General features: G+C 27.7%; 25 protein-coding genes and 1 other annotated feature. Of the genes, 23 read left to right on the top strand and 2 right to left on the bottom strand.

The features are described from left to right. The 7 genes from RWY47_RS12205 to RWY47_RS12175 form a co-directional block, all read left to right on the top strand. Positions 1–659, top strand: a 659-nt coding sequence (locus RWY47_RS12205) for a TaqI-like C-terminal specificity domain-containing protein (protein ID WP_316030340.1), incomplete at its 5' end; no start/stop codon positions are given. A gap of 48 nt (positions 660–707) precedes the next feature. Further along, the gene (locus tag RWY47_RS12200) at positions 708–1,052 is read left to right on the top strand and encodes a hypothetical protein (protein ID WP_021430017.1); all 345 of its coding nucleotides are present in this window, start codon (positions 708–710) and stop codon (positions 1,050–1,052) included. A 199-nt stretch (positions 1,053–1,251) separates the two neighbouring features. Further along, on the top strand, positions 1,252–2,457 hold the full coding sequence (locus RWY47_RS12195; protein ID WP_224170838.1) for a patatin-like phospholipase family protein: 1,206 nt from the start codon (positions 1,252–1,254) through the stop codon (positions 2,455–2,457). 59 nt (positions 2,458–2,516) lie between these two features. Beyond that, entirely contained in the window at positions 2,517–2,777 is a 261-nt protein-coding gene (locus RWY47_RS12190) for an HPr family phosphocarrier protein (protein WP_021429993.1), read from the top strand. A 79-nt stretch (positions 2,778–2,856) separates the two neighbouring features. After that, positions 2,857–4,569, top strand: a complete 1,713-nt coding sequence (gene ptsP / locus RWY47_RS12185) for a phosphoenolpyruvate--protein phosphotransferase (RefSeq protein ID WP_224170839.1) — start codon at positions 2,857–2,859, stop codon at positions 4,567–4,569. 265 nt (positions 4,570–4,834) lie between these two features. After that, positions 4,835–5,094 (top strand) — a binding site (T-box leader). A gap of 114 nt (positions 5,095–5,208) precedes the next feature. Further along, positions 5,209–6,213: an aspartate--ammonia ligase gene (asnA, locus tag RWY47_RS12180; protein ID WP_025162724.1), complete on the top strand. Its 1,005-nt coding sequence runs from the start codon at positions 5,209–5,211 to the stop codon at positions 6,211–6,213. A gap of 71 nt (positions 6,214–6,284) precedes the next feature. Then, positions 6,285–6,671 (top strand): YkvA family protein, encoded by a 387-nt coding sequence (locus tag RWY47_RS12175; RefSeq protein WP_021430020.1) that lies wholly within the window; start codon positions 6,285–6,287, stop codon positions 6,669–6,671. A gap of 4 nt (positions 6,672–6,675) precedes the next feature. On the opposite strand, the gene RWY47_RS12170 is transcribed toward RWY47_RS12175, so the two are convergent. After that, positions 6,676–7,761 (bottom strand): pyridoxal phosphate-dependent aminotransferase, encoded by a 1,086-nt coding sequence (locus RWY47_RS12170; protein WP_224170840.1) that lies wholly within the window; start codon positions 7,759–7,761, stop codon positions 6,676–6,678. A gap of 222 nt (positions 7,762–7,983) precedes the next feature. Between RWY47_RS12170 and hpt the strand changes: the two genes are divergently transcribed. The 10 genes from hpt to RWY47_RS12120 all read left to right on the top strand — a co-directional run bounded on the left by hpt (position 7,984) and on the right by RWY47_RS12120 (position 15,117). Then, positions 7,984–8,505 (top strand): hypoxanthine phosphoribosyltransferase, encoded by a 522-nt coding sequence (gene hpt, locus RWY47_RS12165; RefSeq protein WP_021429996.1) that lies wholly within the window; start codon positions 7,984–7,986, stop codon positions 8,503–8,505. 102 nt (positions 8,506–8,607) lie between these two features. Next, entirely contained in the window at positions 8,608–9,546 is a 939-nt protein-coding gene (locus tag RWY47_RS12160) for an ROK family protein (protein WP_025162722.1), read from the top strand. A gap of 176 nt (positions 9,547–9,722) precedes the next feature. Further along, a complete protein-coding gene (gene agaB, locus RWY47_RS12155) occupies positions 9,723–10,199 on the top strand; it encodes a PTS galactosamine transporter subunit IIB (protein ID WP_021430028.1) in 477 nt (158 codons plus the stop codon). A 15-nt stretch (positions 10,200–10,214) separates the two neighbouring features. Next, positions 10,215–10,982, top strand: coding sequence for a PTS mannose/fructose/sorbose/N-acetylgalactosamine transporter subunit IIC (locus tag RWY47_RS12150; protein WP_021429985.1), 768 nt, complete (start codon positions 10,215–10,217; stop codon positions 10,980–10,982). Further along, entirely contained in the window at positions 10,972–11,811 is an 840-nt protein-coding gene (locus tag RWY47_RS12145; RefSeq protein ID WP_021430077.1) for a PTS system mannose/fructose/sorbose family transporter subunit IID, read from the top strand. The genes RWY47_RS12150 and RWY47_RS12145 overlap by 11 nt, the downstream gene beginning before the upstream one ends. 12 nt (positions 11,812–11,823) lie before the next feature. Then, positions 11,824–12,228 (top strand): PTS sugar transporter subunit IIA, encoded by a 405-nt coding sequence (locus RWY47_RS12140; RefSeq protein WP_224170841.1) that lies wholly within the window; start codon positions 11,824–11,826, stop codon positions 12,226–12,228. Positions 12,229–12,304: 76 nt separating this feature from the next. Next, entirely contained in the window at positions 12,305–13,150 is an 846-nt protein-coding gene (locus RWY47_RS12135; RefSeq protein WP_224170842.1) for a phosphatase PAP2 family protein, read from the top strand. A 5-nt stretch (positions 13,151–13,155) separates the two neighbouring features. Beyond that, a complete protein-coding gene (locus RWY47_RS12130; protein WP_224170856.1) occupies positions 13,156–14,379 on the top strand; it encodes an NAD(P)/FAD-dependent oxidoreductase in 1,224 nt (407 codons plus the stop codon). Positions 14,380–14,577: 198 nt separating this feature from the next. After that, positions 14,578–14,793: an alpha/beta-type small acid-soluble spore protein gene (locus tag RWY47_RS12125; RefSeq protein ID WP_021430022.1), complete on the top strand. Its 216-nt coding sequence runs from the start codon at positions 14,578–14,580 to the stop codon at positions 14,791–14,793. A gap of 156 nt (positions 14,794–14,949) precedes the next feature. Next, entirely contained in the window at positions 14,950–15,117 is a 168-nt protein-coding gene (locus tag RWY47_RS12120; protein ID WP_021430097.1) for a hypothetical protein, read from the top strand. Positions 15,118–15,146: 29 nt separating this feature from the next. Here RWY47_RS12120 and RWY47_RS12115 read toward each other — a convergent pair whose 3' ends face one another. After that, on the bottom strand, positions 15,147–15,620 hold the full coding sequence (locus tag RWY47_RS12115; RefSeq protein WP_025162718.1) for a hypothetical protein: 474 nt from the start codon (positions 15,618–15,620) through the stop codon (positions 15,147–15,149). A gap of 99 nt (positions 15,621–15,719) precedes the next feature. Here RWY47_RS12115 and RWY47_RS12110 point away from each other — a divergent pair, with 99 nt between their 5' ends. Genes RWY47_RS12110 through aroA form a run of 6 tightly spaced genes read left to right on the top strand, consistent with a single transcriptional unit; the run spans position 15,720 to position 22,102 of the window. Then, entirely contained in the window at positions 15,720–16,208 is a 489-nt protein-coding gene (locus RWY47_RS12110) for a hypothetical protein (RefSeq protein ID WP_025162717.1), read from the top strand. Positions 16,209–16,240: 32 nt separating this feature from the next. Next, on the top strand, positions 16,241–18,010 hold the full coding sequence (locus tag RWY47_RS12105) for a GAF domain-containing SpoIIE family protein phosphatase (RefSeq protein ID WP_168930324.1): 1,770 nt from the start codon (positions 16,241–16,243) through the stop codon (positions 18,008–18,010). Between the two features lie 10 nt (positions 18,011–18,020). Continuing rightward, complete coding sequence (locus RWY47_RS12100; RefSeq protein ID WP_168930326.1) at positions 18,021–18,611, top strand: flavodoxin family protein; 591 nt, start codon at positions 18,021–18,023, stop codon at positions 18,609–18,611. Between the two features lie 44 nt (positions 18,612–18,655). Then, a complete protein-coding gene (gene aroC / locus RWY47_RS12095; RefSeq protein ID WP_150843330.1) occupies positions 18,656–19,828 on the top strand; it encodes a chorismate synthase in 1,173 nt (390 codons plus the stop codon). Then, a complete protein-coding gene (gene aroB, locus RWY47_RS12090) occupies positions 19,813–20,841 on the top strand; it encodes a 3-dehydroquinate synthase (RefSeq protein ID WP_224170843.1) in 1,029 nt (342 codons plus the stop codon). Before aroC ends, aroB begins: the two co-directional genes overlap by 16 nt. After that, positions 20,834–22,102 (top strand): 3-phosphoshikimate 1-carboxyvinyltransferase, encoded by a 1,269-nt coding sequence (gene aroA / locus RWY47_RS12085; protein ID WP_224170844.1) that lies wholly within the window; start codon positions 20,834–20,836, stop codon positions 22,100–22,102. The genes aroB and aroA overlap by 8 nt, the downstream gene beginning before the upstream one ends. Positions 22,103–22,175: the final 73 nt, after the last annotated feature.

Here is a 22,175-nt window from a genome sequence, read left to right as displayed (position 1 = left end):
AAATACAATGTAATAATATAGAAAAAGATATAGTGAAAAATTGGATTAAAAATAAAAATATTAAGAAATATTATATAGAAAAAAGTGACTTAAAACTTATATATAGTGATGATATAAATGATATAAATAATTATGTACAATCTATAAAATACATACAAAATTATAAAAATAAATTGCAAAATAGAAGAGAATGCAAAAAAAACACTCGCAAATGGTATCAATTACAATGGGGTAGAGATAAATCAATGTTTGAAAGAAAAAAGATAATGTACCCATATAAGTCAAATGAAAATAAATTTGCTATTGATGAAAATAATAGTTTTTGCAGTGCTGATGTATATTCATTTTGTATAAAAAAAGAGTATGAAGAAGAATTTTCATATGAATATTTATTAGGATTATTAAATTCAAAGATATATGATAATTATTTTAAGGTGTTTGCAAAAAAGATGGGTAAAAATTTATATGATTATTACCCGAACAAAGTTATGGAAATAAGTATTTTTAAAGATGAAAATTACTTAGAAATAGAAAAATTATCAAAACAAATTATAAAAAATATTAAATTTGATAATAAAGTAAATGAAGAGATAAATTATTTACAACAAGAAATAGAAGAGCTAATAAAAAAATCATTAAATCTAAATTCACTAAATTAAGTATATATACATATATTCATAGTAAATGTATTTTACAGGGGGGAAATTATGATATATACTCAGGTTTTAGGTGAAAATAGTAAAGTGTATATAAAAGTTAATGGATATTTAAATAGCAATGAAATAAAAACGTTTGTAAATGATTATAAAGATAAAATAAAGGGAATAAAAACATCTAAGTATAATTTAATAATAGATGTAGATCCATTTGATGCAGATAATTTTTCTGATATTAAAAATGTTTGTATGATGTTTTATAAAACTGGTTATAAAAAGATATATTTAATAGACCCTAATAACTATATAATGTCAAATATAAAGCTAAATCCCATAGAGAAAAAGATGTTCTTAAAAGTAGTGAAAATAGTAAATAGCGATTTAGATGTGAAATAGTAAAAATAGTAAATTTTGCATATTTAATTTAATGAAATGCTAAAAATACAAGCTTCTATGTTGTTTTTAGAATCTAACATAAAATTAAAATTGAATAAATATTATAAAAAAATATAATTTTTACTTGAAATAGGGAGAAACTTGTAATATATTTGTTTTTAGGAAGATATATCTTTATAACTTATATAAGGTGATATTTATGAAAGGATTAGTACTTGAAGGTGGAGGCACAAAGGGTGCTTACCAGTTAGGTGCATATAAGGCGTTAAGAGAGTTAGGGATAGAATTTAAAGGTGTTGCAGGAACTTCTATAGGAGCCTTAAATGGAGCGTATATAGTCCAAAATAACCTAGAGGTACTAGAAGAGATATGGACTAAGTATGACTACACTCATTTTATGGATGTGGATGAGGAAACATATCACAATATAAAAAATGTTGACTTTACTCCTAAAAATATAAATAGAGTGATATCTCTTATAAATAAAGCTAGAAAAAATAAAGGAATAGATATAAGTCCATTTAGAAGTTTATTAGAAAAGACCATAGATGAAGATATTATAAGAAATTCCAACAAAGATTTTGGTTTAGTAACAGTTGTATGGGATGGTAAGATAATTCCAAGCCCTATGTTCTTAGAAAATATTGAAAAAGGAAAATTACTAGACTATCTAATTGCAAGTGCTAGCTTGCCTATATTTAAACTAGATAAATTAGACGATAAATTATTTTTAGATGGTTTATTTCATAATAATATACCTGTAAGTTTATTAAGAGAAAAAGGATATGAAGATATTGTTGTTATAAGACTAGTTGATGATTTATTTGGAAAGATAAATTTAAATCACCATCAAGATGTGAATATGAAGATAATTGTGCCGTCAGAATCTCTAGGAGGGTGTCTAAACCTAGATCCAGACAATGTAAGTAAAAACATTAAGCTAGGGTATTTTGATGCTATGAAAACCTTTGACAGATATGATGGTATAAGATATTATTTCAACAAGGAATATAAATATGATGATGATTATTGTTTTTACAAGTTAAGCAACTTGAGCAACGAAACTATAGAATCATTAACAAAGGCATTGAACATAAAAAGAGATATAAGTAAAAGAACACTTTTAGAAAACATAATTCCAAAATTAGGAGAATGTTTAAATTTACCAAAAGACTTCTCGTATAAAGATTTATTTTATTGCATATATGAGAAAAAGCTTGAGGAAAATAATATAAATAGAACAAACTTATATGATTTTAATAAGGTAGTAGAAGTAGTAAATACTAATATGAATTCTAATGTGAATTGGGAATCTAGTTTTGAAACTAGACCTATAATTACAATTCATAGGAATAGGTTTACTAAACTTTTAACAAATATAATAATAAATGATATAAAGGCATAAATTAATATTGCAAATATTTATATCAAAATATAACAAATGAAATCTATGGAGGTATTACAATGGAAAAAATAGTAACTATCAAAAATGCAAGTGGATTACATGCTAGACCAGCAGGAATGTTTGTAAAGAAAGCATCTGAGTTCAAATCAACAGTAGAGATAAAGGCAAAAGATAAAGTTGTAAATGCTAAATCAATAATGGGAATAATGAGTTTAGGATTAGCTCAAGGAGATGAAGTTGTTGTAGTTGCTAATGGAGAAGATCAAGAATCAGCAGTTAACGCATTAGTTGAGTTAATAGAAAGCGGATTTGGAGAATAATAAAAAATAAAAAGCCTCGGTGAAAACCGAGGTTTGTTGAATATATAATGTATACACAAGACAATGGGAGGACGCATATATGTATAAAGGAACAGGAGCATCACCAGGAGTAGCTTTAGGAAAAGCTTTGGTTATAGAACATAGCGAACTTAATATAGAGAAAAAAAACATAGAAAATGTTGAGACTGAAGTTGAAAAGTTACAAGCTGCAGTAGAAGAGTCAAAAAAAGAGTTAGAGCAAGTAAAAGAAAGAGCTAAAGTTGAATTAGGGGAACATGAGGCTGAAATATTTGAAGCTCACCTATTAGTTTTACAAGATCCAGAATTAATAGATCAGACTATAGCTAAAATAAAAGATGAAAAGGTAAATGCTGACTTTGCATTAAACGAAGTTAAAGAAATGTTTGTAAGTATATTTGAGTCAATGGACAATGAATATATGAGAGAAAGAGCAGCAGATATCAAGGATGTTACAAATAGAGTTTTAAGACATATATTAGGGATAAAAGTTGTAGATTTATCAGCTTTATCTGAAGAAGTTATATTAATAGCTCATGACTTAACTCCATCAGATACTGCAACAATGAATAAAAAAATGGTTTTAGGATTCTTAACTAATATAGGTGGTAGAACTTCTCATACTGCTATAATGGCTAGAACATTAGAGATAGCTGCAGTAGTAGGTTTAAGTGATGTAACTGAAAATGTTAAGGATGGAGATTTTATAGTATTCAATGGTGAAACAGGACAAGTTATAGTTAATCCAGATGAAAAAGTTATAAATGAGTATAGAGATTTAAAGGCTAAGTTCGATGAAGAAAAAGAAGCGTTAAAACAATTGATAGGAAAAACTTCTATAACTCTTGATGGTAGACATGTAGAGCTTGCAGGGAATATCGGAAGCCCTAATGATTTAGAAGGATTAATAAAAAATGATGCAGAAGGTGTAGGACTATATAGAACTGAGTTCTTATACATGGATAAGGAAGATGATTTCCCAAGTGAAGAAGAACAATATGAAGCATATAAAGCAGTTCTTGAAGGTATGAATGGAAAACCTATAGTAATAAGAACATTAGATATAGGTGGGGATAAAGAATTAAAATATTTCAAAATGGACGAAGAAATGAATCCATTTTTAGGATATAGAGCTATAAGATTATGTCTAGATAGAACAGATATATTTAAAACTCAATTAAGAGCTTTATATAGAGCTAGTGTACATGGAAAATTAAGAATAATGTTCCCTATGATATCTTCTTTAGAAGAACTATTAAAATCTAAAGAGATAATAAAAGAAGTTTTATCTGAGATGGATGCTGAAGGAATTGAATATGCTAAAGATGTAGAAGTTGGAATGATGATAGAAATACCATCTGCAGCAGTAATATCAGACATATTAGCTAAACATGTAGACTTCTTCTCTATAGGAACTAATGACTTAATACAATACACTTGTGCAGTAGATAGAATGAACCAAAAAATAAGCTATTTATATAATCAATTTAACCCAGCTGTATTAAGACTTATTAAAATGGTAATAGATAATGCTCATAAAGAAGGTAAATGGGTAGGAATGTGTGGAGAAGCTGCAGGAGATCAAAGAATGATACCTATTCTTTTAGGAATGGGACTTGATGAATTCTCTATGTCTCCAATATCTATACTTCCAGCTAGAAAGTTCATAACTTCTGTTAACTATGAAGATATGAAAAAATTTGCTAATGAAGTATTAACTATGGGAACAGCAGAAGAGATAAAAGCTTACGTAGATAAAACTTTCAATATGTAATATCTTAAATAAAAAAAGCTACTATAAAATAGTAGCTTTTTTATTTTGAAGAAAAATTCTGAAAAAATAAAGTTTTTTGAAAATAAATTAAAAAACATAAAATAGAATAAAAAATAAAGTTAATTGGAATAAAAACAATATAAAAAAATAAGAAAATAACAAATTATATATTTAATTAAATTATAAAAAATGATTTGATAAGAAATTTTAGTTGACATAAATCATATATTGAAATAAAATTACTTTAAACAATTTCAAATCTTTTAAAAAGACGTTGAAAGGAAGAGTATATATAGGAAGTAGTCAAGAGCGAGTTGGTTATGGTGTGAGTCCAACACGAAGCCTATATTGAAGAACATCCTGGAGTTGCTAACCGAAATTTTAAAGAGTAGGCTTAGACGGAACCAAACCGTTATCAAGTTGGAACGCACTAAGATTTGTCTTGCTGCGTTATTTGAGAGAACTTGATAATATATTCAGGTTAATCAGGGTGGCACCGCGGAAATATAAACTTTCGTCCCTATATTTATATAGAGATGAGAGTTTTTTTTATGCAATAAATAGTGATGGCCACACTATAAGTTAAAAATGTATGACGTCATACTCTCTAAAATAAAAAATGTAAAGGAGAGTATTAATATGAGTTTAATAATACCAAAAGGATATGAATCAAAATTAGAAGTAATTCAAACACAACAAGCTATAAAAGATTTAAAAGATTTTTTTGAAAGTAGACTAGGAGAAACATTAAAACTTACAAGAGTATCATCACCATTATTTGTTCTACCGGAGACAGGAACAAACGATAACTTAAATGGAACTGAAAAGGCTGTAAGTTTTGAAGTTCCAGATATAAAGAAAAATGCAGAAATAGTTCACTCTTTAGCTAAATGGAAGAGAATGGCTTTGAAAAAATATGGATTTTCAATAGGAAGAGGATTATATACAGATATGAATGCTATTAGAAAAGATGAAGAATTAGATAACATTCATTCAATATATGTTGACCAATGGGATTGGGAATTAATAATAGATAAAAAAGAAAGAAACATAGATACTTTAAAAGGTATTGTAAAAAATATTTATTCAGTTTTTAAAGAAACTGAAGAACATGTAAGTAGTATATATCCAGAAATACAAAAAACTTTACCTGAAGAGATTACATTTATAACATCTCAAGAACTTTTAGATATGTATCCGAGTTTAACGCCAAAAGAAAGAGAAGATAAAATTGTAAAAGAAAAAGGCGCTGTGTTTTTAATGCAAATAGGTAAAGTATTATCTACCGGAGACAAGCATGATGGAAGAAGTCCAGATTATGACGATTGGGAATTAAATGGAGATATATTATTTTACAACCCAGTATTAGATAATGCGATAGAACTTTCATCTATGGGTATAAGAGTAGACGAAAAAAGCCTAGAAAAGCAATTAAAGCTATCTAAATGTGAAGATAGAAAAGAATTAGATTATCATAAGTCTTTATTAAAAGGAGAATTACCATACACTATAGGTGGAGGAATTGGTCAATCTAGAATTTGTATGTATTTTCTAAATAAAGCTCATATAGGTGAAGTTCAAGTAGGTATATGGCCCAAAGATATGATAAAAAAATGTGAACAATCTGGTATTAACTTATTGTAAAAATTGTATGTTTAAGAAAAATGCTCTATGAGTTATAATAGTTTTAAGTTATAACTTTAGGGGTGGTAATTATGAAAGTATTAATGAGAATTTTAGATATACTTTTAGATATATTAAAAAAAGTTTTAGTAAGATTTAAAGATGCTAAGTTTGGAATAATGTTTATAATTAATCTATTTAAATTACCTGACTTTTTTACAGATAAAGAGGTTAATATAATAAGTAAAGCCAAAGTTACATCTGCAATTTTTATAGCTATAACATATCTTGTATCGGGAATAGACTTTATCCCAGAGATGATAACTGGAGTATTTGGTTTTGTAGATGATTTATTTGTACTGTTATGGAGCTTAGGTATAATTAGTGAAGAAATAGAAAAATATAAAAAATTTAAAAAAGAAAGCTATGACCCAAATATAATTGAGGGAGTAGATTTTACAATAAAAGATGAAGAGTAGATTCCTACTCTTCATTTTTGAATATATCTTTTAAAGACTCTATCAATAAAACATTATCATCATGACTTAAAGTACAAATTCTAAAGAAATATTCATCTAGACCTTCAAAAGATTTACAATCTCTTATTATAAATTTCTTTTCAATTAGAGCTTCTCTTAACTTTGATGCTGTTATTTTTTTTGTTTTAATTTGGCTAAGTATAAAGTTACCATCACTATGATACACTTCTAAGTCTTCAATTGAAGAAAGCTCTCTTAATAAAAACTCTCGTTCACATTTTAATATAGAACTAGAAGTATTTATAAAGTCTACGTCAGTAAACATAACTTCACCCATAACAGATGCTAATGTATTTATGTTCCAAAGGTCTATATGATTTTTAATTGAATCTTGTACTTGAGAATTACATGTAAGTCCATAGCCAAGTCTTATACCAGGTGTACCAAAAAATTTAGAGGTACCTCTTATTACAAATAACTTACCAAAATTATCAACTAAATGTGTAGAAGAATAAGTTTGTGTATCTGTAAATTCAATATATGTTTCATCAACCATTAAAAAGGCATTTGTATTTTCTAATATTTTTTTTATTTCATTTTTAGTAAAAGCAAATCCAGTTGGATTATTTGGGTTACAAATAACAACTAAATCACACTTATTTATGTTTATGTAATCTATAAACTCATCTACGTCTACTTTGAACTTATTTTCTTTTTTTGAAAAGAATTTATGTATTTCACAATTTACTTTGTTTAACTCTTTCTCATACTCAGAATATGATGGAGATAATAAAACTGATTTTTTTGGATTAACTATTTCTATAAATGATGAAATAAGTTCAGTTGCACCACTTCCTAATACTATATTTTTTATATTACAATTACAATATTCTGATATTGAATTCTTTAGGTTATAGTAGTTTGGGTCAGGATATATAGACACCATATCTATATTGTCTACAATAGCTTTTTTACCTAAACTAGAAGAGCCTAATGGATTTATATTTGAACTAAAATCTTTTAATTCATTTTTTTTAAAACCTAATTTATTTGATAGGTCGTATAAGTTAGCACCATGATTTGTACTCATTTTAATAGTCCTCCTAAAATATTGATTACAATAATAATTATATATAATAATTTGCATATAATATATAACTAATACGTAAAAAATAAAAATATATGAAGGGAATAAGAAGGATAAGAAATAAACACGAATTATTATTAAATAAAATAAAAAAATATTCACAAATTATTTAAAGTATATGTTATAATGATATATATTAATATACGGTAAATTGGAGGTACAATTATGTACAAGGTTACAGGTGTAATGATAAGTGAAGAAGAGATATTAACAAAAGTTAAAGAACTAGGAAAAAGAATAGAGGAAGATTTTAAAGGACAAGAATTATTAGTAGTAGGTATACTTAAAGGTGCGAGTGTATTTGTTGCTGATTTAATAAGAAATATAAACTTAGATGTTAACATAGATTTTATGAGTGTATCAAGCTATGGAAGCTCAACAGAATCTTCAGGAACAGTTAAAATATTAAAAGACTTAGATGTAGACATAGAGGGTAAAAATGTTTTAATAGTTGAAGATATAATAGATAGCGGATTAACATTAAGCAATTTAGTGGCAGCATTAAAAACTAGAAATCCAAAATCTTTAAAATTATGTACGTTATTAGACAAGCCACAAAGAAGAAAAGTTGATATGCATGTTGACTATGTGGGATTTGTTATAGAAGACAAGTTCATAGTTGGATATGGAATTGACTATGCAGAAAAATATAGAAACTTACCATATATAGGAATAGTAGGAGAGTAATCTTCTACTATTATTTTTTTAAAACATATTTTAAATAATTAAGATTGATTGTATAATAAAATTATAAATAGAACTTAATTATAAAATAAGGGGGATATGAGTATGTACTATATAGGTGTAGACATAGGTGGTACAGGAGTACAAGCTGGTGTAGTAGCTGAAAATGGGCAAATTCTTTTTAGAAAAGAATGTCCAACGGATGTTTTAAGTGGATTTGAAAAAATAATGGAAGATATTAATCAACTCGTAAGAACCATGTTGAAGGAAAACGGTGTTCAAATTTCGGAGATTAAGTCAATTGGATTTGGAGTTCCTAGTTTTATAAATAAAAAGGGGCAAGTCACATGTGTTAACTTAGGTTGGAAGGAAGAAGATTTTATAAATACTTTAAAGTCTAAGTTTCCAGAAACAAATGTATACGCTGAAAATGATGCTACAGTTGCAGCTTTGGCAGAAGCTAAAGCTGGAAGTATGAAAGGTTGCGATGTAGGTGTTATGTATACTTTAGGAACTGGAGTAGGTGGAGGAATAATAATAAATGGGAAAGTTTTCAATGGAGCACATAATATGGGATCTGAAATTGGGCATGTTATAGTAGACACTAATTATTTTGATTGCAACTGTGGAAACAATGGATGCTTAGAAACTTTTTGTTCAGCTACAGCTATTATAAAATACGCTAAAAAATTAATAGAAGAAGGTAATGATAGTAAAATACTAGAATTAGCTAATAATAATATAGAGAACATAAATGCTAAAAATGTATTTGATGCATATAGATTAAACGATAAAGTTGCTATTGAAACTATAAACAGATTCAAAGAGTATTTAGCGAAAGCTATTGCAGGTATGATAAATACATTAGATCCAGAAGTTATATCTTTAGGTGGAGGAGTATCAAGAGCTGGAGACATAATATTAGATGGATTAGATGAATTAGTTAGAAAGTATATAATTTATAAAAATGAAGACTTTGCAGACATTGTAATAGCAACGTTAGGTGCAGATGCAGGTATAGTTGGGGCAGCATTTTTAAGCTAAAAATTTTATAATAAATTTATTAATGATTTTGAGAAGTTTAGTACTTCTCTTTTTTTTTGCTCAAATATATTTAAATTACACAAAAAATTATAATAAAGGACAAGTTCCCTACGTAAAATTAAGTATAAACACAAGTATTTAAACAATTACATAAAAAATCTAAGGGGGATGATATTATGCCAAATATAGTTTTAACGAGAATTGATAATAGACTTATTCACGGGCAAGTAGCTACTATGTGGTCTTCTAGTGTGGGGGCTAATTTATTATTAGTAGCAAATGATGAAGTATCACAAAATGAATTTAGACAGGGGTTAATGGATATGGCAGCTCCAAGTTTTGCTCAAACAAGATATTTTTCTATAGAAAAAACAATAAATATAATAAATAGAGCTAGTGAATCTCAGCACATTGCTATAATTTGTGAAAATCCACAAGATGTTTTAAAACTTGTTGAGGGAGGCGTTCCTATAAAAAAAGTAAATATAGGAAATATGCATATGGCTCAAGGTAAAAGACAAGTTTCTAAAGCAGTTTGTGTAGATGACAATGATGTAGATGCATTTAAAAAACTTAAAGCATTAGGTGTAGAGCTAGAAATCAGGAGAGTTCCTAGTGAATCTGCTGAAAGTATAGATGAATTATTCAAATAAGAAAGGGGTAAAGTCATGGAATTAGGGTTTATGCAGATTGTTCTTATACTAATTGTAACTTTTATAGCAGCTATTGACCAATTTAACTTTTTAGAGTCTTTATATAGACCAATAGTTATGGGGCCAATAGTTGGAGCTATAATGGGAGATTTAAACACAGGACTTATAGTTGGTGGATCATATGAACTTATGATGATAGGAGCTATGCCAGTTGGAGGAGCACAACCTCCAAATGCAGTTATAGGTGGAATTATGGCTACTGTATTTGCAATTACATCAGGACTAGACACTAGTGCAGCGTTACCACTTGCAATACCATTTGCATTATTAGGTCAATATGCTGTAACAGCTCTATTTACAGTAATGTCTCCGTTAATGGGATTATGCGATAAGGCAGCTAATGAAGCTAATCCAAAGGGAATAGATAAAGTAAACTATATGGCTATGGCAATATTAGGAATATCATTTGCATTAATTGTTTTAGCTGGATTATTAGCAGGGCAAGCAATAGGAGATACATTAACAAGAGTTTTACCAGAACAAGTTTGGACTGGATTAACTGCAGCAGGAAAAATGATGCCTGCACTAGGATTTGCAATGCTACTTAAAGTTATGTTAAGCAAAGATTACGCTATATTTATGATGTTAGGGTTTGTATTAGTTGCATATTTAAATTTACCACTTTTAGCATTAGCTATAGTAGGGTTAGTAGTTGCTATATACGATTTTAATATTAGTATAAAAACTAAAAATGTCGGAGGAGGTATGAGTGATGGCATCTAGTATAGAAAAAAAATCAATAATTCATACTGAGTATATAGACAGAAGTGAAGGTGAGACATTAGATAAAAAGACTTTAAATAAAATGGCTTTTAGATCTATGTTTTTACAGGCATCATTTAACTATGAAAGAATGCAAGCTGGAGGATGGTTATACTCTATATTACCAGGGCTTAAAAAGATACACAAAAATAAAGACGACTTAGCAACTTCTATGAAACATAATTTAGAATTTTTTAATTGTCATCCATTTTTAATAACTTTCGTTATGGGAATTATATTATCTCTAGAGCAAAAGAAATCAGATGTGCAAACTATAAGATCTTTAAGAGTTGCGGCTATGGGACCTTTAGGTGGAATAGGAGATGCGATATTCTGGTTTACATTACTCCCAATTGCGGCAGGAGTTGGAGCAAACTTAGCACTTCAAGGTAGTATAGCAGGGCCTATAGTCTTCTTATTAATGTTTAATATTGTTCATTTAGGGTTAAGATTTTGGTTAATGCATTGGTCGTATAAAGCTGGTGTTGATGGTATTACAAGATTGACTAAAAATGCAAAAGAGTTTACAAGAGCTGCAACAATATTAGGTATGATCGTTGTAGGTGCACTTATAGCTTCTTATGTAAATATAAATATAGTAACGGAAATTCCGATAGGAGAAACTACTTTAAAGGTGCAAGAAATACTAGATGGAATAATGCCTAAAATATTACCGCTTGGATTGACTTTTGGAATGTACGGGTTGGTTAAGAAAAATGTAAGCCCACTTGTAAATATATTAATAATGGTAGCAATAGGTATATTAGGAGCGTATATAGGATTATTTTAGGAGGAAGTTGAATTGATTATAATAACAGGGCATGGGAAGTTTGCATCAGGAATAAAAAGTAGTTTGAATTTAATAGTAGGAGACTATGAATTTTTAAAAGTAGTTGATTTTACTGAAGAAAAGACTCCAAGAGATTTAAAAGAAGAAATACAGTTATTAGTTAATGAAAATATAGAAAGTAAAACATATATATTTACAGATTTAGCAGGAGGAACTCCATTTAAGGTTAGTAGTGAGTTAAAATTAGAAAATAAAAACATAGAAGTGTTTTGCGGAACTAATTTGCCTATGGTAGTTGAATCTACTATGATGGAGTCATTAGGTTGCGAAATAGACATTGATTTAATAAAAGAAACAGGAATAAATAGTATAAAACCCAAAAAGAAAATAATTGAGTTTTGCGAAGACGGGATATAATAAAGAGTAGCTTAGGCTACTCTTTTTCTATATAATAATAATTATATTTATTTTTAAAAGGAGGGTGATATTAAAAATGAATATGGAAGTTGAAATATTAAAGTATGTACAATCTTTTAATAATCCAATATTAGATAAGATATTTTTAATAATAACTATGAGCACAGAGATACCTGTTATTTTAGTATTAGCTTCAATTCTATACTGGTGTATAAATAAAAAGTATGGAGCAAGATTACTTTTTGCATTAACAGGAAATATAGCATTAAATACTGGAGTAAAAGAGTATTTTAAATCTCCAAGACCAATAGGTGTTGAAGGAATTAAATCTATGAGAACATCAACTGCAACAGGGTATTCATTTCCAAGTGGTCATACTCAAATAGGAACTACTTTTTGGGTTAGTATAATGAATATATTAAAAAATAAGTATATGTATTTATTTGGTACAATAATGTTTATATGTATAGGGTTATCAAGATTATATTTAGGTGTCCATTGGCCTGTTGACGTATTATTTGGATGGTTTTTCGGAATATTTTTCACTATTATATGTAATTGTATAATAATAAAAATTGAAGAAAGCCAAAAGTATAGTTATTTTATGATAATAGTAATCCCTATGATATTAGGTATATTTATTGTAAATAGCATAGAGTACATAAAAATGTCAGGACTATTAAGTGGATTTATTGTTGGTTATATAATAGAAAGACAATGTATAAATTTTAAAGTGGATGTTAGCTTAAAACCTAAAATATTTAGGTATATATTTGGATTACTAAGTCTAGGAGCTGTATATGCTATTTTAAAATTAATTATGCCTCAAAACTATGTAGGTAGTTATTTAAGATATTTTATGTTGATGGTATATGCAATGGCAGGAGCGCCATATTTATTCGATAAAATTTGGAAGGAATGATAAATTTGAAAAAAGTAGTTGTAATAGGTGGAGGAGCAGCAGGGATGATAGCAGCATCAACTGCATCTAGTATGGGTCACGATGTTACTTTACTAGAGAAAAATGATAGATTAGGCAAAAAATTGCTTATAACAGGAAAAGGAAGATGCAATATAACTAATGATTGTGATATTGAAGAGCTTATTGAAAATATCCCTACTAATGGAAAATTTTTATATAGTTCATTTTATACATTTACAAATGATCAAGTTATAGATATGTTTAATTCTCTTGGAGTAAAAACTAAAACTGAAAGAGGAAAAAGAGTTTTTCCAGAGAGTGATAAAGCTAAGGATGTTGTTGTTGCACTAGAAAAACAATTAAAACAAAATAATGTGAAAATTGTTATGAATGCATCAGTTGATAAGATAGAAGTAAAAGATGGAAAAGTCAAAGGTGTTGTTCTAAAAGATAAAAAGATTATAAGCTGTGATTGTGTAATAGTTTCAACTGGAGGAATGAGTTACCCAAGAACAGGTTCAACAGGTGATGGATATAAATTTGCTAAAAATTTAGGACATACTATAGTGAAACCTATACCATCTTTAATTGGACTTGAAACTATGGAAGATGTTTATGAGTTAAATAAGCTATCTCTTAGAAATGTTGCTATAAAAGTAATGGATAAGAGAGGAAAAAATATCTTTGAAGATTTTGGAGAAATGGAATTTAATGAATTTGGAATAGATGGGCCTATAATAAAATCAGCAAGTTGCAGAATGAAATCTTTTGAAAATGAAACATATAAGATTTATTTAGATTTAAAACCGGCCTTAAGTGAAGAAACTTTAGATAAGAGAATTCAAAAGGACTTTAAAAAATATACTAATAAAAAATTTGAAAATAGTTTAGATGATTTACTACCTAAAAAACTAATACCTTATGTTATTAAACAAAGTGGCATAGATAAAGATTTAGTAGTTCATCAGATTTCAAAAGAACAAAGAAAACATTTAGTTAATTTATTGAAAAATATGGAATTCAATATAAAAAGATATAGACCTATAGATGAAGCTATAGTAACGTCTGGAGGAGTTAAGACAAATGAAATAAATTCATCAACGATGGAATCAAAGATTGTTAGCGGTCTATTTTTTGCAGGAGAAGTAATAGATGTAGATGGATATACAGGTGGGTTCAATTTACAAATTGCATTTTCAACAGGATATTTAGCGGGAATAAGTTGTTAAATTCTCTTTTAACATTTGTAGTTAAAAAAAAATAAAAAATTTATAAAATTTAGTATATAAAAAACTAAGATTGGCATAATAAGAACATGAACAACGAACAAAGTAAATGGAGTAAAAGTTGTTCATGGTAAATTTGCCACTTATAAATAAAACTCCATAAATACTACAAATAAACTAATATAAAGAGAGGTAATCAACATGACAACAAACAATAATAACACTAAAGCAGTACCAGAAGCTAAAGCAGCTTTAAAACAAATGAAATTAGAAATAGCAAATGAATTAGGTATATCTAATTATGACACTGCTGACAAAGGAAATATGACAGCAAGACAAAATGGATATGTTGGTGGATACATGACTAAAAAATTAGTTGAAATGGCAGAACAACAATTAAGTGGACAACAAAGATAATTAAAGAAAGGAAGGGTAAAACCTTCCTTTTTTTATGTTCAAAAATAAAAATATGTACAAATTATTAAAGTTAAATTTATTTGTTTTAATTTTAGAGTAAAAATAGAAGAGATGGACAAAATATAAATGAAATACATAAAAGGAGGAATAGTTGTTATGGCAATAAACTTTGAAGAAGTAAAAACTAAATTTATAAATGGAGATTTAGATGAAAAAATAAGAATATATACTACAACTGAAGGACTTTCAGTTGAACAATTTAGAGAATTACTTAAGTATTATCCAATTCAACATCTTTCTAAGTTAGAAAAAGCTTTAGGATAAATATAAAAGCACTAAGGAAATTATATACCTTAGTGCTTTTGTATTTTATGAACATAATTATAAATTTTTTCATTACCTAAATCTATTTGCCCAGTGGAAATATATTTTGAAATATTACTAACGTCATTTTCATTTAAATATTGTTGAGGTATATTAAGTTCAAAACCAGTTTCGTGTAAAAGTTTTTTTAATTGAAGTTGCTGAGTAATTGATGGTTTTAAAACTGTTTTTTTAATTTTTTTCTTTTTTGAATTACTAATAGTTTCATTTTGATCCTTAATAAGTGTTTGAATATAACTTGTATAGGAATTTTTAAAATCCTCGTCATCAAGTAAATTAGAATTTATAACATCTGTTATTTCCTCATTAGATAGTATATTTTCAGAAAATTTAACAGCAGTTAATTTTCCTGTAGTTATACCTTTTTGATATTTTCTTAAAATTTTTTTAGTAAAACTATATATCTTACTTCTGGTTTCCAAGTCTAAATCTTCAATAAGCATTAAATCACTCCTTAATTACGTTATATTAACAGTATTAACAAGTATAGGAAATAATATAATTGTAAATATTACAAATATATATTAAAGGAGGATGAATTTATGATAAATGGTATTATTAAGCTTTTTTATTCTGAAATAGTTAAATCAAAAATGAAAAGTATGCCAAGTAAGGAATATGATATTAGAGATGAATTTAAAGATATAAGTAATATAGCTATGAAGGTAGACAGTTTTTTTTTAGTAGCATTCAAATTAATAATAGGGTTAACTATAATAGTAATATCATTAAGTATTAATATATTATTTGGAGTAGGGAGCACATTGATATTAATTTTATATGGAATTAGCAAACTTCATATTGCAAATCAAATAACAGATCAGGTTAAAGATGGAATGGAAAATATAAAAATAAATTTAGAATCTAGTAGTCAAAGTGTAGTTACAGATAAAATTAAGCAAAAGATAAATGCATTAGTATGTTTATTGTTTATAGGTATATTTTCGAACTTTAACTACATAATCATAGGGTGCTTTATAATAGTTTTTATGTTTACTATAAAAGATATATATAGTAATATTAATAAATAGACTTTTATAAAGAGGGGAGAGAAAACACCTATATGAATTACTACAATGAAAATGACAGACTTAAGCGTGTAGTAGAAATATCAACCTTAGTAACGGAGTCAGATAATTTCTTTGAAATAAAAGATAAAATAGTTGAAAAAATGTTAGATGTAGTTCATCCAGCAAAAGCATGTGTAAATTTATTTTATAAAAATAATTATGAACATGCTTATTTAGTGTGTTCGCAAACTCTAAACTATATATCTAAGGTTTTTCCTATAGAGAAGCCAATAGGAGTTAAAATAGATTTTAATCAGTACCCTAAGTATATTCACGAGGCTGTAAAAGAGCAAAAAGTAGTTTATGTTGAAAATGTATTTTTAGATGAAAGAGCTCTTGATGAGAGGGATTTAGCTACAAATGAAGGATATATAGGAAGAATCGTATTTCCACTTATAGTTCATGATAAAGTAACAGGATTTATGACATGCTTTTTAACTGAAGATGATAAAATTACAGATGATGATATGGACTTTATTTCGTCAGTAGCATCTTTAATAAGTTTATCTATAGAGATAACAAGTAAAAATAATGATATACAAAATCTTATACACAAATTAAGAGGAGCTATATCTTCTATAAATGATGCAACAAAGAAACTATATTTAAACAAAGATATAAAGAGTTTCTTAGATCATCTAAGTAAACAAGCTTGTAATATAACAAAAAGTAGAGAAGCTGTTATAGTAATACATGGAGCAAATATAAATGGAAAGAAAAAAGAGCTATCAAGCTTTTTTACCTTAGACAAAATTAAACCAGATGTTTATTATACTTTAGATAAACTAATTGATAGTCAAACTGTAGGTTCATACTCAAATGAAATACATGGGGATGTGGATTTACAAGGGATTCAGACTTATATATATCATAAGTTAATAAATAAAAATGATATAGTAGGATATATAGCTTGTACTAACGCTAAAAACTATACTAAAGATGATTTAAATATACTTAGTATACTTGCTAAGCAAGTAGCTGTTGCTATGCAGTTGTATGAGTATAGTAAAAGTGAGGTAAAGCATCAAGTTTTAGAAAATGAGCTTAAAGTTTTAAATCAACAACAAAAACTTATAATGAATAAAGGGAATAAAGTATTAGATAACAATAGAGAATTGAGATATTTTCATAAACCAGCAAAAGTAGTAGGTGGAGATTTCTACCATACTATAAAGAAAGATGATGGAACGGTTGTAACTATACTAGCGGATGTAATGGGACATGGTATTGTATCCAACTACATGGTTGCTATGATAAAGGGAGCATTTAAAGTATTAGCAAAACAATACGATACACCTAGCGAAATAATGGAAAATATAAATCAATTCCTATTTGATGAATTTGATAAAATGGGAGTTTTTACAACTTGTATAATAGGTGTAATAAAAAGTAATGAAAATAAAATGATTGTATCAAATGCAGGTCATTATTATCCAATTGGAGTAGATAAAAATCATAAGGCTTCATTTTTAAAATGTAGCAAGGGCATACCAATAGGGATATTAGAAGAAGTAGAATACTCAGATAAAGAAATTGATATATCTAAATATAAAACTGTTTCTTTATACACAGACGGGGTATTAGAAATAAAAGACCACAACAAAGAAGAATTTGGTGTTGAGAGGCTAAAAACATTTTTAGAAGAAACTAGTTTTTCAGAGCAAGATGATATGGAAACTAGATTGAAATCTAAGTTATGGGAGTTTTCAAGAAAAAGCAACTTTGAAGATGATATATTAATTGTTACTCTTAAAGAGAGATAAGGAGATTAATATGAGCGAGGTTTTAATAATAAATGGAAGTCCAAGAAAAAATAAAAATTGTTCAGCTGTAGTAAAATCGATAATTAAAAATTTGGATGAAAATAAAGTAACCTACAAAGTTTTTGACATATATGATATGAACATAGAATATTGCACAGCTTGTGGATTTTGCGAAAAAACAGGGTTTTGTAAATTTAAGGATGATATGACACCTATGTATGATATGTTTGATAAGGCTAAAGGAACTATAGTAGTCAGTCCTGTTCACTTTGATTGTATATCTGCAAAAGTTAAAACTGTGGTTGATAGAACACAAGCAATATATGCAAGTAAATATATACTAAAAAAACCATCTATTGATAGAAATAAACAACGAGTTGGTATGTATATTGCCGTTGGAGGTAGTGATCCATATCCATCTCAATTTAAAGGTGGACAGATAGTCATGGATTTTTTCTTTAAAAGTATAAATACTAAGCTATCTTATAATTATTATATAAATAGTAGTGATAAATTAGCTTTTATAGATAATGAGATTGAAAAGGAAAATCTAATAAAAAAAATAAAAAATTATGTGAAAGATATAAAAGAGCTTGGTTAAATACAAGCTTTTTTTACGTATAAACCAAACGAGAGGAGAAATTTATGCTTAGATATATAACAAGTGGAGAGTCACATGGTAAATGTTTGACATCAATAATAGATGGAATTCCAGCAAATGTTAGTTTAAATATAGATGAAATAAACCTAGAGATGAAAAAACGCCAATCTGGATATGGAAGAGGCGGGCGTATGAAAATTGAAAGTGATACAGTGGATATACTTAGCGGGGTTAGGGGAAAAACTACTATTGGAGGACCAATAGCTATACAAATAAAAAATAAAGATTATGAAAATTGGATTAAATATATGAATCCAGTTGAAGATATTGATAGAGAAACTAGAAAAGTTGAACAAGTAAGACCTGGCCATGCAGATTTAATCGGATCTTTAAAGTATAATTTTGATGATGCTAGAAATGTTTTGGAGAGATCGAGTGCTAGAGAAACTGCTAGTAGAGTTGCAGTAGGGGTAATTTGCAAACAGGTTCTAAAAACATTTGACATAGAATTTGCATCACATGTAGTTCAAATTGGAAACGCAAAGGTTGATAAAATATATAGCTTTGATTTTATAAAAGATAATGTGGATATAAGTGAAGTCAGATGTATTGATAAAGATATAGAAGAATTGATGATATCAGAAATTGATATGGCTAAATCTGAAAAGGATACATTAGGCGGAATAATTGAGATAAGGGTAAAAAACGTACCTCCTGGATTAGGATCGTATGTCCATTATGATAAAAAAATAGATGCTCACATAGCTATGAATGTAATGAGTATTCAAGCTATAAAAGGGGTAGAAATAGGAATAGGATTTGACGTTGCAAACAATAGAGGATCAAATGTTATGGATGAAATTTTCTATAACGATGAAAAAGGTATATACAGAGAAAGCAATAGATTAGGTGGAATAGAGGGTGGAATGACTACAGGTGATGAAATTGTAGTAAGGTGTGCAATGAAACCAATACCTACACTATACAAACCTCTAAACTCTATAAATATGAAAACATTAGAAAGTTTCCAAGCTACTGTTGAAAGATCAGACACTTGCGCAGTTCCAGCATGCAGTGTTGTATGTGAAAATGTAGTTGCGTTTGTAATTTTACAATTTATGCTAGATAAATTTGGAAAAGATAATATAGAAGATGTAATGAATAACTATAATTCTTATATGAATAGGCTAGGTGATAGAGGATGGAAAAATCTATAAAAATTGAATTTGATTATAATGAATTTGAATTAAACTGTAGATACGATAAGTTACTTATAATAACTGATGAAAATGTAAATAGATATCAGTTTGATGAATTTATAAAAGTATTGAATCATGAGTTTATAGAAGTGTTTATAGTTAAAAGTGGAGAGCAATCTAAAACTTTGGCTGTTTATGAAAATATAATGGAATTTTGCATAACTGTTGGGATAACTAGAAAATCAGCTGTAATCGCATTAGGTGGAGGAGTTGTAGGAGATTTAGCTGGATTTATTGCAGCTACGTATATGAGAGGCATTGATTTAATTCAAGTCCCTACAACATTATTAGCTCAAGTTGATTCATCTGTTGGAGGAAAAACAGGTATAAATATAGGAAATATAAAAAATATAATAGGAGCATTTTATCAGCCTAAATTTACATATATAAATGTGAATGCACTAAAAACTTTAAATGAAAGTGAGTTTTTAAGTGGGATGGCAGAGGCTTTAAAATACTCATTTATATATGATTATGAATTTTTAAATTACATAATTGAGAATAGTGAAGGTATATTATTGAAAAATCAAGATGTATTGTCTTATATTATAAATAAATGCACATGTATAAAATATGAAGTAGTAAGCAAAGATGAAAAAGAAAATGGATTAAGAAAAATTTTAAATTTAGGGCATACATTTGGTCATGGAATTGAAAAACTTTGTGGATTAAGCCATGGGTTTGCGGTTAACATAGGTACAAATATGGCATTTAATTTAGCCTTAGATAAAGGATTTATAGACGCTGAATACTACCAACAATTTTTATACGTATCTAAATTATTAAATATACCTACTTCTATTAAATACCATAATCCAGAAGAAATACTAGACTTGATGAAAAGTGATAAGAAAAACAGTTTTGGAAGTATAAATCTAGTTATACCAGTTGGAAGAGGAAAAGTGGAAGTTTTTGATAATATAAAAGAAAGTGAAATATTAGAAGTAATAAAGAGGTGCACTAATGCTTAAAGGAACTGTAGAGTTAATTGGAGACAAATCTATATCTCATAGAGCTATAATGTTTTCATCTATAGCGAAAGGGACTACAAGAATAAAAAATTTTTTAATGGGACAAGATTGTTTAAGTACCATTGATTGTTTTAGAAAAATGGGTGTAAATATAGATATAAATGATAAGGAAGTTATCGTAAAGGGTGTTGGATTGAGAGGGCTAAAAAAGCCTAATGAAATTTTAAATGTTGGAAACTCAGGGACGACGATAAGGCTTATGATAGGTATACTTGCTGGAAATGAATTTGAGTCAACTGTAATAGGGGATGAATCTATTGGGAAAAGGCCTATGAAAAGAGTAACTGACCCACTAAGATTAATGGGATGTAATATAAAAGGAAATGATGATGCAAATTTTACTCCTATAACTATATATGGTGGAAATTTAAATGGAATTGAGTATGAAATGCCAGTTGCATCTGCTCAAGTAAAATCATCTATAATATTAGCATCTTTATATGCAAATAGTAGTAGTACTATAATTGAAAAATCAAAAAGTAGAAATCATACAGAGATAATGTTAAAGTCATTTGGAGCTGATATAAAATCTAATGACTTAAAAATAGATATACAACCTGTAAGGGAGCTTTTTTCAGTAGGAAATATAAATGTAGCAGGAGATATTTCATCAGCGGCGTTTATAATTGCAGCTGCTAGTATAGTTGAAGGTTCAGAAGTTCTTATAAAAAATATTGGATTAAATGAAACTAGAACAGGAATAATAGATGTATTAGAAGCTATGAATGGAAATTTTGAAATTATAGATAAAAGAGTTGAAAGCGGAGAAGTTGTAGGAGATTTAATTGTAAGATATAGCGACAAATTAATAGGTACAACTATAGATTCAAATTTAATACCTAGATTAATAGATGAAATACCTGTAATTGCAATTTTAGCAACTCAAGCTAATGGAACAACAGTAATAAAAGATGCAAAAGAACTTAAAGTAAAAGAAAGCAATAGAATAAAAGCTGTTGTTGATAACTTAAAAAACATGGGATCAGAAATAGAAGAGCTAGAAGATGGCATGGTAATAAAAGGTAAAACAAAATTAAAAGGAGCAAATATAAAAACTTTTAATGATCATAGGATAGCTATGGCATTTTCAGTAGCTTCATTGATTTCAGAAGGTAAATTAAACTTAGATAATACAGCTTGCATAGATATATCTTTTCCGGGATATTTCGATTTAATAAATAATTTATTAAAGCAAAATTAGAATAAAATTTGATTTTATTAGGAATATTATGTATAATTGTATTGCAATATTTTAAAAAACTTAGGAGGACTTT

Origin of the sequence: Paraclostridium sp. MRS3W1 (genome assembly GCF_032465715.1) — a bacterium.
GTDB classification, from domain to species: domain Bacteria; phylum Bacillota; class Clostridia; order Peptostreptococcales; family Peptostreptococcaceae; genus Paraclostridium; species Paraclostridium dentum.
The sequence above is the reverse complement of the archived record's forward strand: the minus strand, read 5'-3'. Positions and strand labels throughout refer to the sequence as shown.

Bases quoted from the DNA above. Each gene is read 5' to 3' on its own strand.
- RWY47_RS12200 (WP_021430017.1), top strand. From the start codon at position 708: ATGATATATACTCAGGTTTTAGGTGAAAATAGTAAAGTGTATATAAAA.
- RWY47_RS12195 (WP_224170838.1), top strand. From the start codon at position 1,252: ATGAAAGGATTAGTACTTGAAGGTGGAGGCACAAAGGGTGCTTACCAG.
- RWY47_RS12190 (WP_021429993.1), top strand. From the start codon at position 2,517: ATGGAAAAAATAGTAACTATCAAAAATGCAAGTGGATTACATGCTAGA.
- ptsP (WP_224170839.1), top strand. From the start codon at position 2,857: ATGTATAAAGGAACAGGAGCATCACCAGGAGTAGCTTTAGGAAAAGCT.
- asnA (WP_025162724.1), top strand. From the start codon at position 5,209: ATGAGTTTAATAATACCAAAAGGATATGAATCAAAATTAGAAGTAATT.
- RWY47_RS12175 (WP_021430020.1), top strand. From the start codon at position 6,285: ATGAAAGTATTAATGAGAATTTTAGATATACTTTTAGATATATTAAAA.
- RWY47_RS12170 (WP_224170840.1), bottom strand. From the start codon at position 7,761: ATGAGTACAAATCATGGTGCTAACTTATACGACCTATCAAATAAATTA.
- hpt (WP_021429996.1), top strand. From the start codon at position 7,984: ATGTACAAGGTTACAGGTGTAATGATAAGTGAAGAAGAGATATTAACA.
- RWY47_RS12160 (WP_025162722.1), top strand. From the start codon at position 8,608: ATGTACTATATAGGTGTAGACATAGGTGGTACAGGAGTACAAGCTGGT.
- agaB (WP_021430028.1), top strand. From the start codon at position 9,723: ATGCCAAATATAGTTTTAACGAGAATTGATAATAGACTTATTCACGGG.
- RWY47_RS12150 (WP_021429985.1), top strand. From the start codon at position 10,215: ATGGAATTAGGGTTTATGCAGATTGTTCTTATACTAATTGTAACTTTT.
- RWY47_RS12145 (WP_021430077.1), top strand. From the start codon at position 10,972: ATGGCATCTAGTATAGAAAAAAAATCAATAATTCATACTGAGTATATA.
- RWY47_RS12135 (WP_224170842.1), top strand. From the start codon at position 12,305: ATGAATATGGAAGTTGAAATATTAAAGTATGTACAATCTTTTAATAAT.
- RWY47_RS12125 (WP_021430022.1), top strand. From the start codon at position 14,578: ATGACAACAAACAATAATAACACTAAAGCAGTACCAGAAGCTAAAGCA.
- RWY47_RS12120 (WP_021430097.1), top strand. From the start codon at position 14,950: ATGGCAATAAACTTTGAAGAAGTAAAAACTAAATTTATAAATGGAGAT.
- RWY47_RS12115 (WP_025162718.1), bottom strand. From the start codon at position 15,620: ATGCTTATTGAAGATTTAGACTTGGAAACCAGAAGTAAGATATATAGT.
- RWY47_RS12110 (WP_025162717.1), top strand. From the start codon at position 15,720: ATGATAAATGGTATTATTAAGCTTTTTTATTCTGAAATAGTTAAATCA.
- RWY47_RS12105 (WP_168930324.1), top strand. From the start codon at position 16,241: ATGAATTACTACAATGAAAATGACAGACTTAAGCGTGTAGTAGAAATA.
- RWY47_RS12100 (WP_168930326.1), top strand. From the start codon at position 18,021: ATGAGCGAGGTTTTAATAATAAATGGAAGTCCAAGAAAAAATAAAAAT.
- aroC (WP_150843330.1), top strand. From the start codon at position 18,656: ATGCTTAGATATATAACAAGTGGAGAGTCACATGGTAAATGTTTGACA.
- aroB (WP_224170843.1), top strand. From the start codon at position 19,813: ATGGAAAAATCTATAAAAATTGAATTTGATTATAATGAATTTGAATTA.
- aroA (WP_224170844.1), top strand. From the start codon at position 20,834: ATGCTTAAAGGAACTGTAGAGTTAATTGGAGACAAATCTATATCTCAT.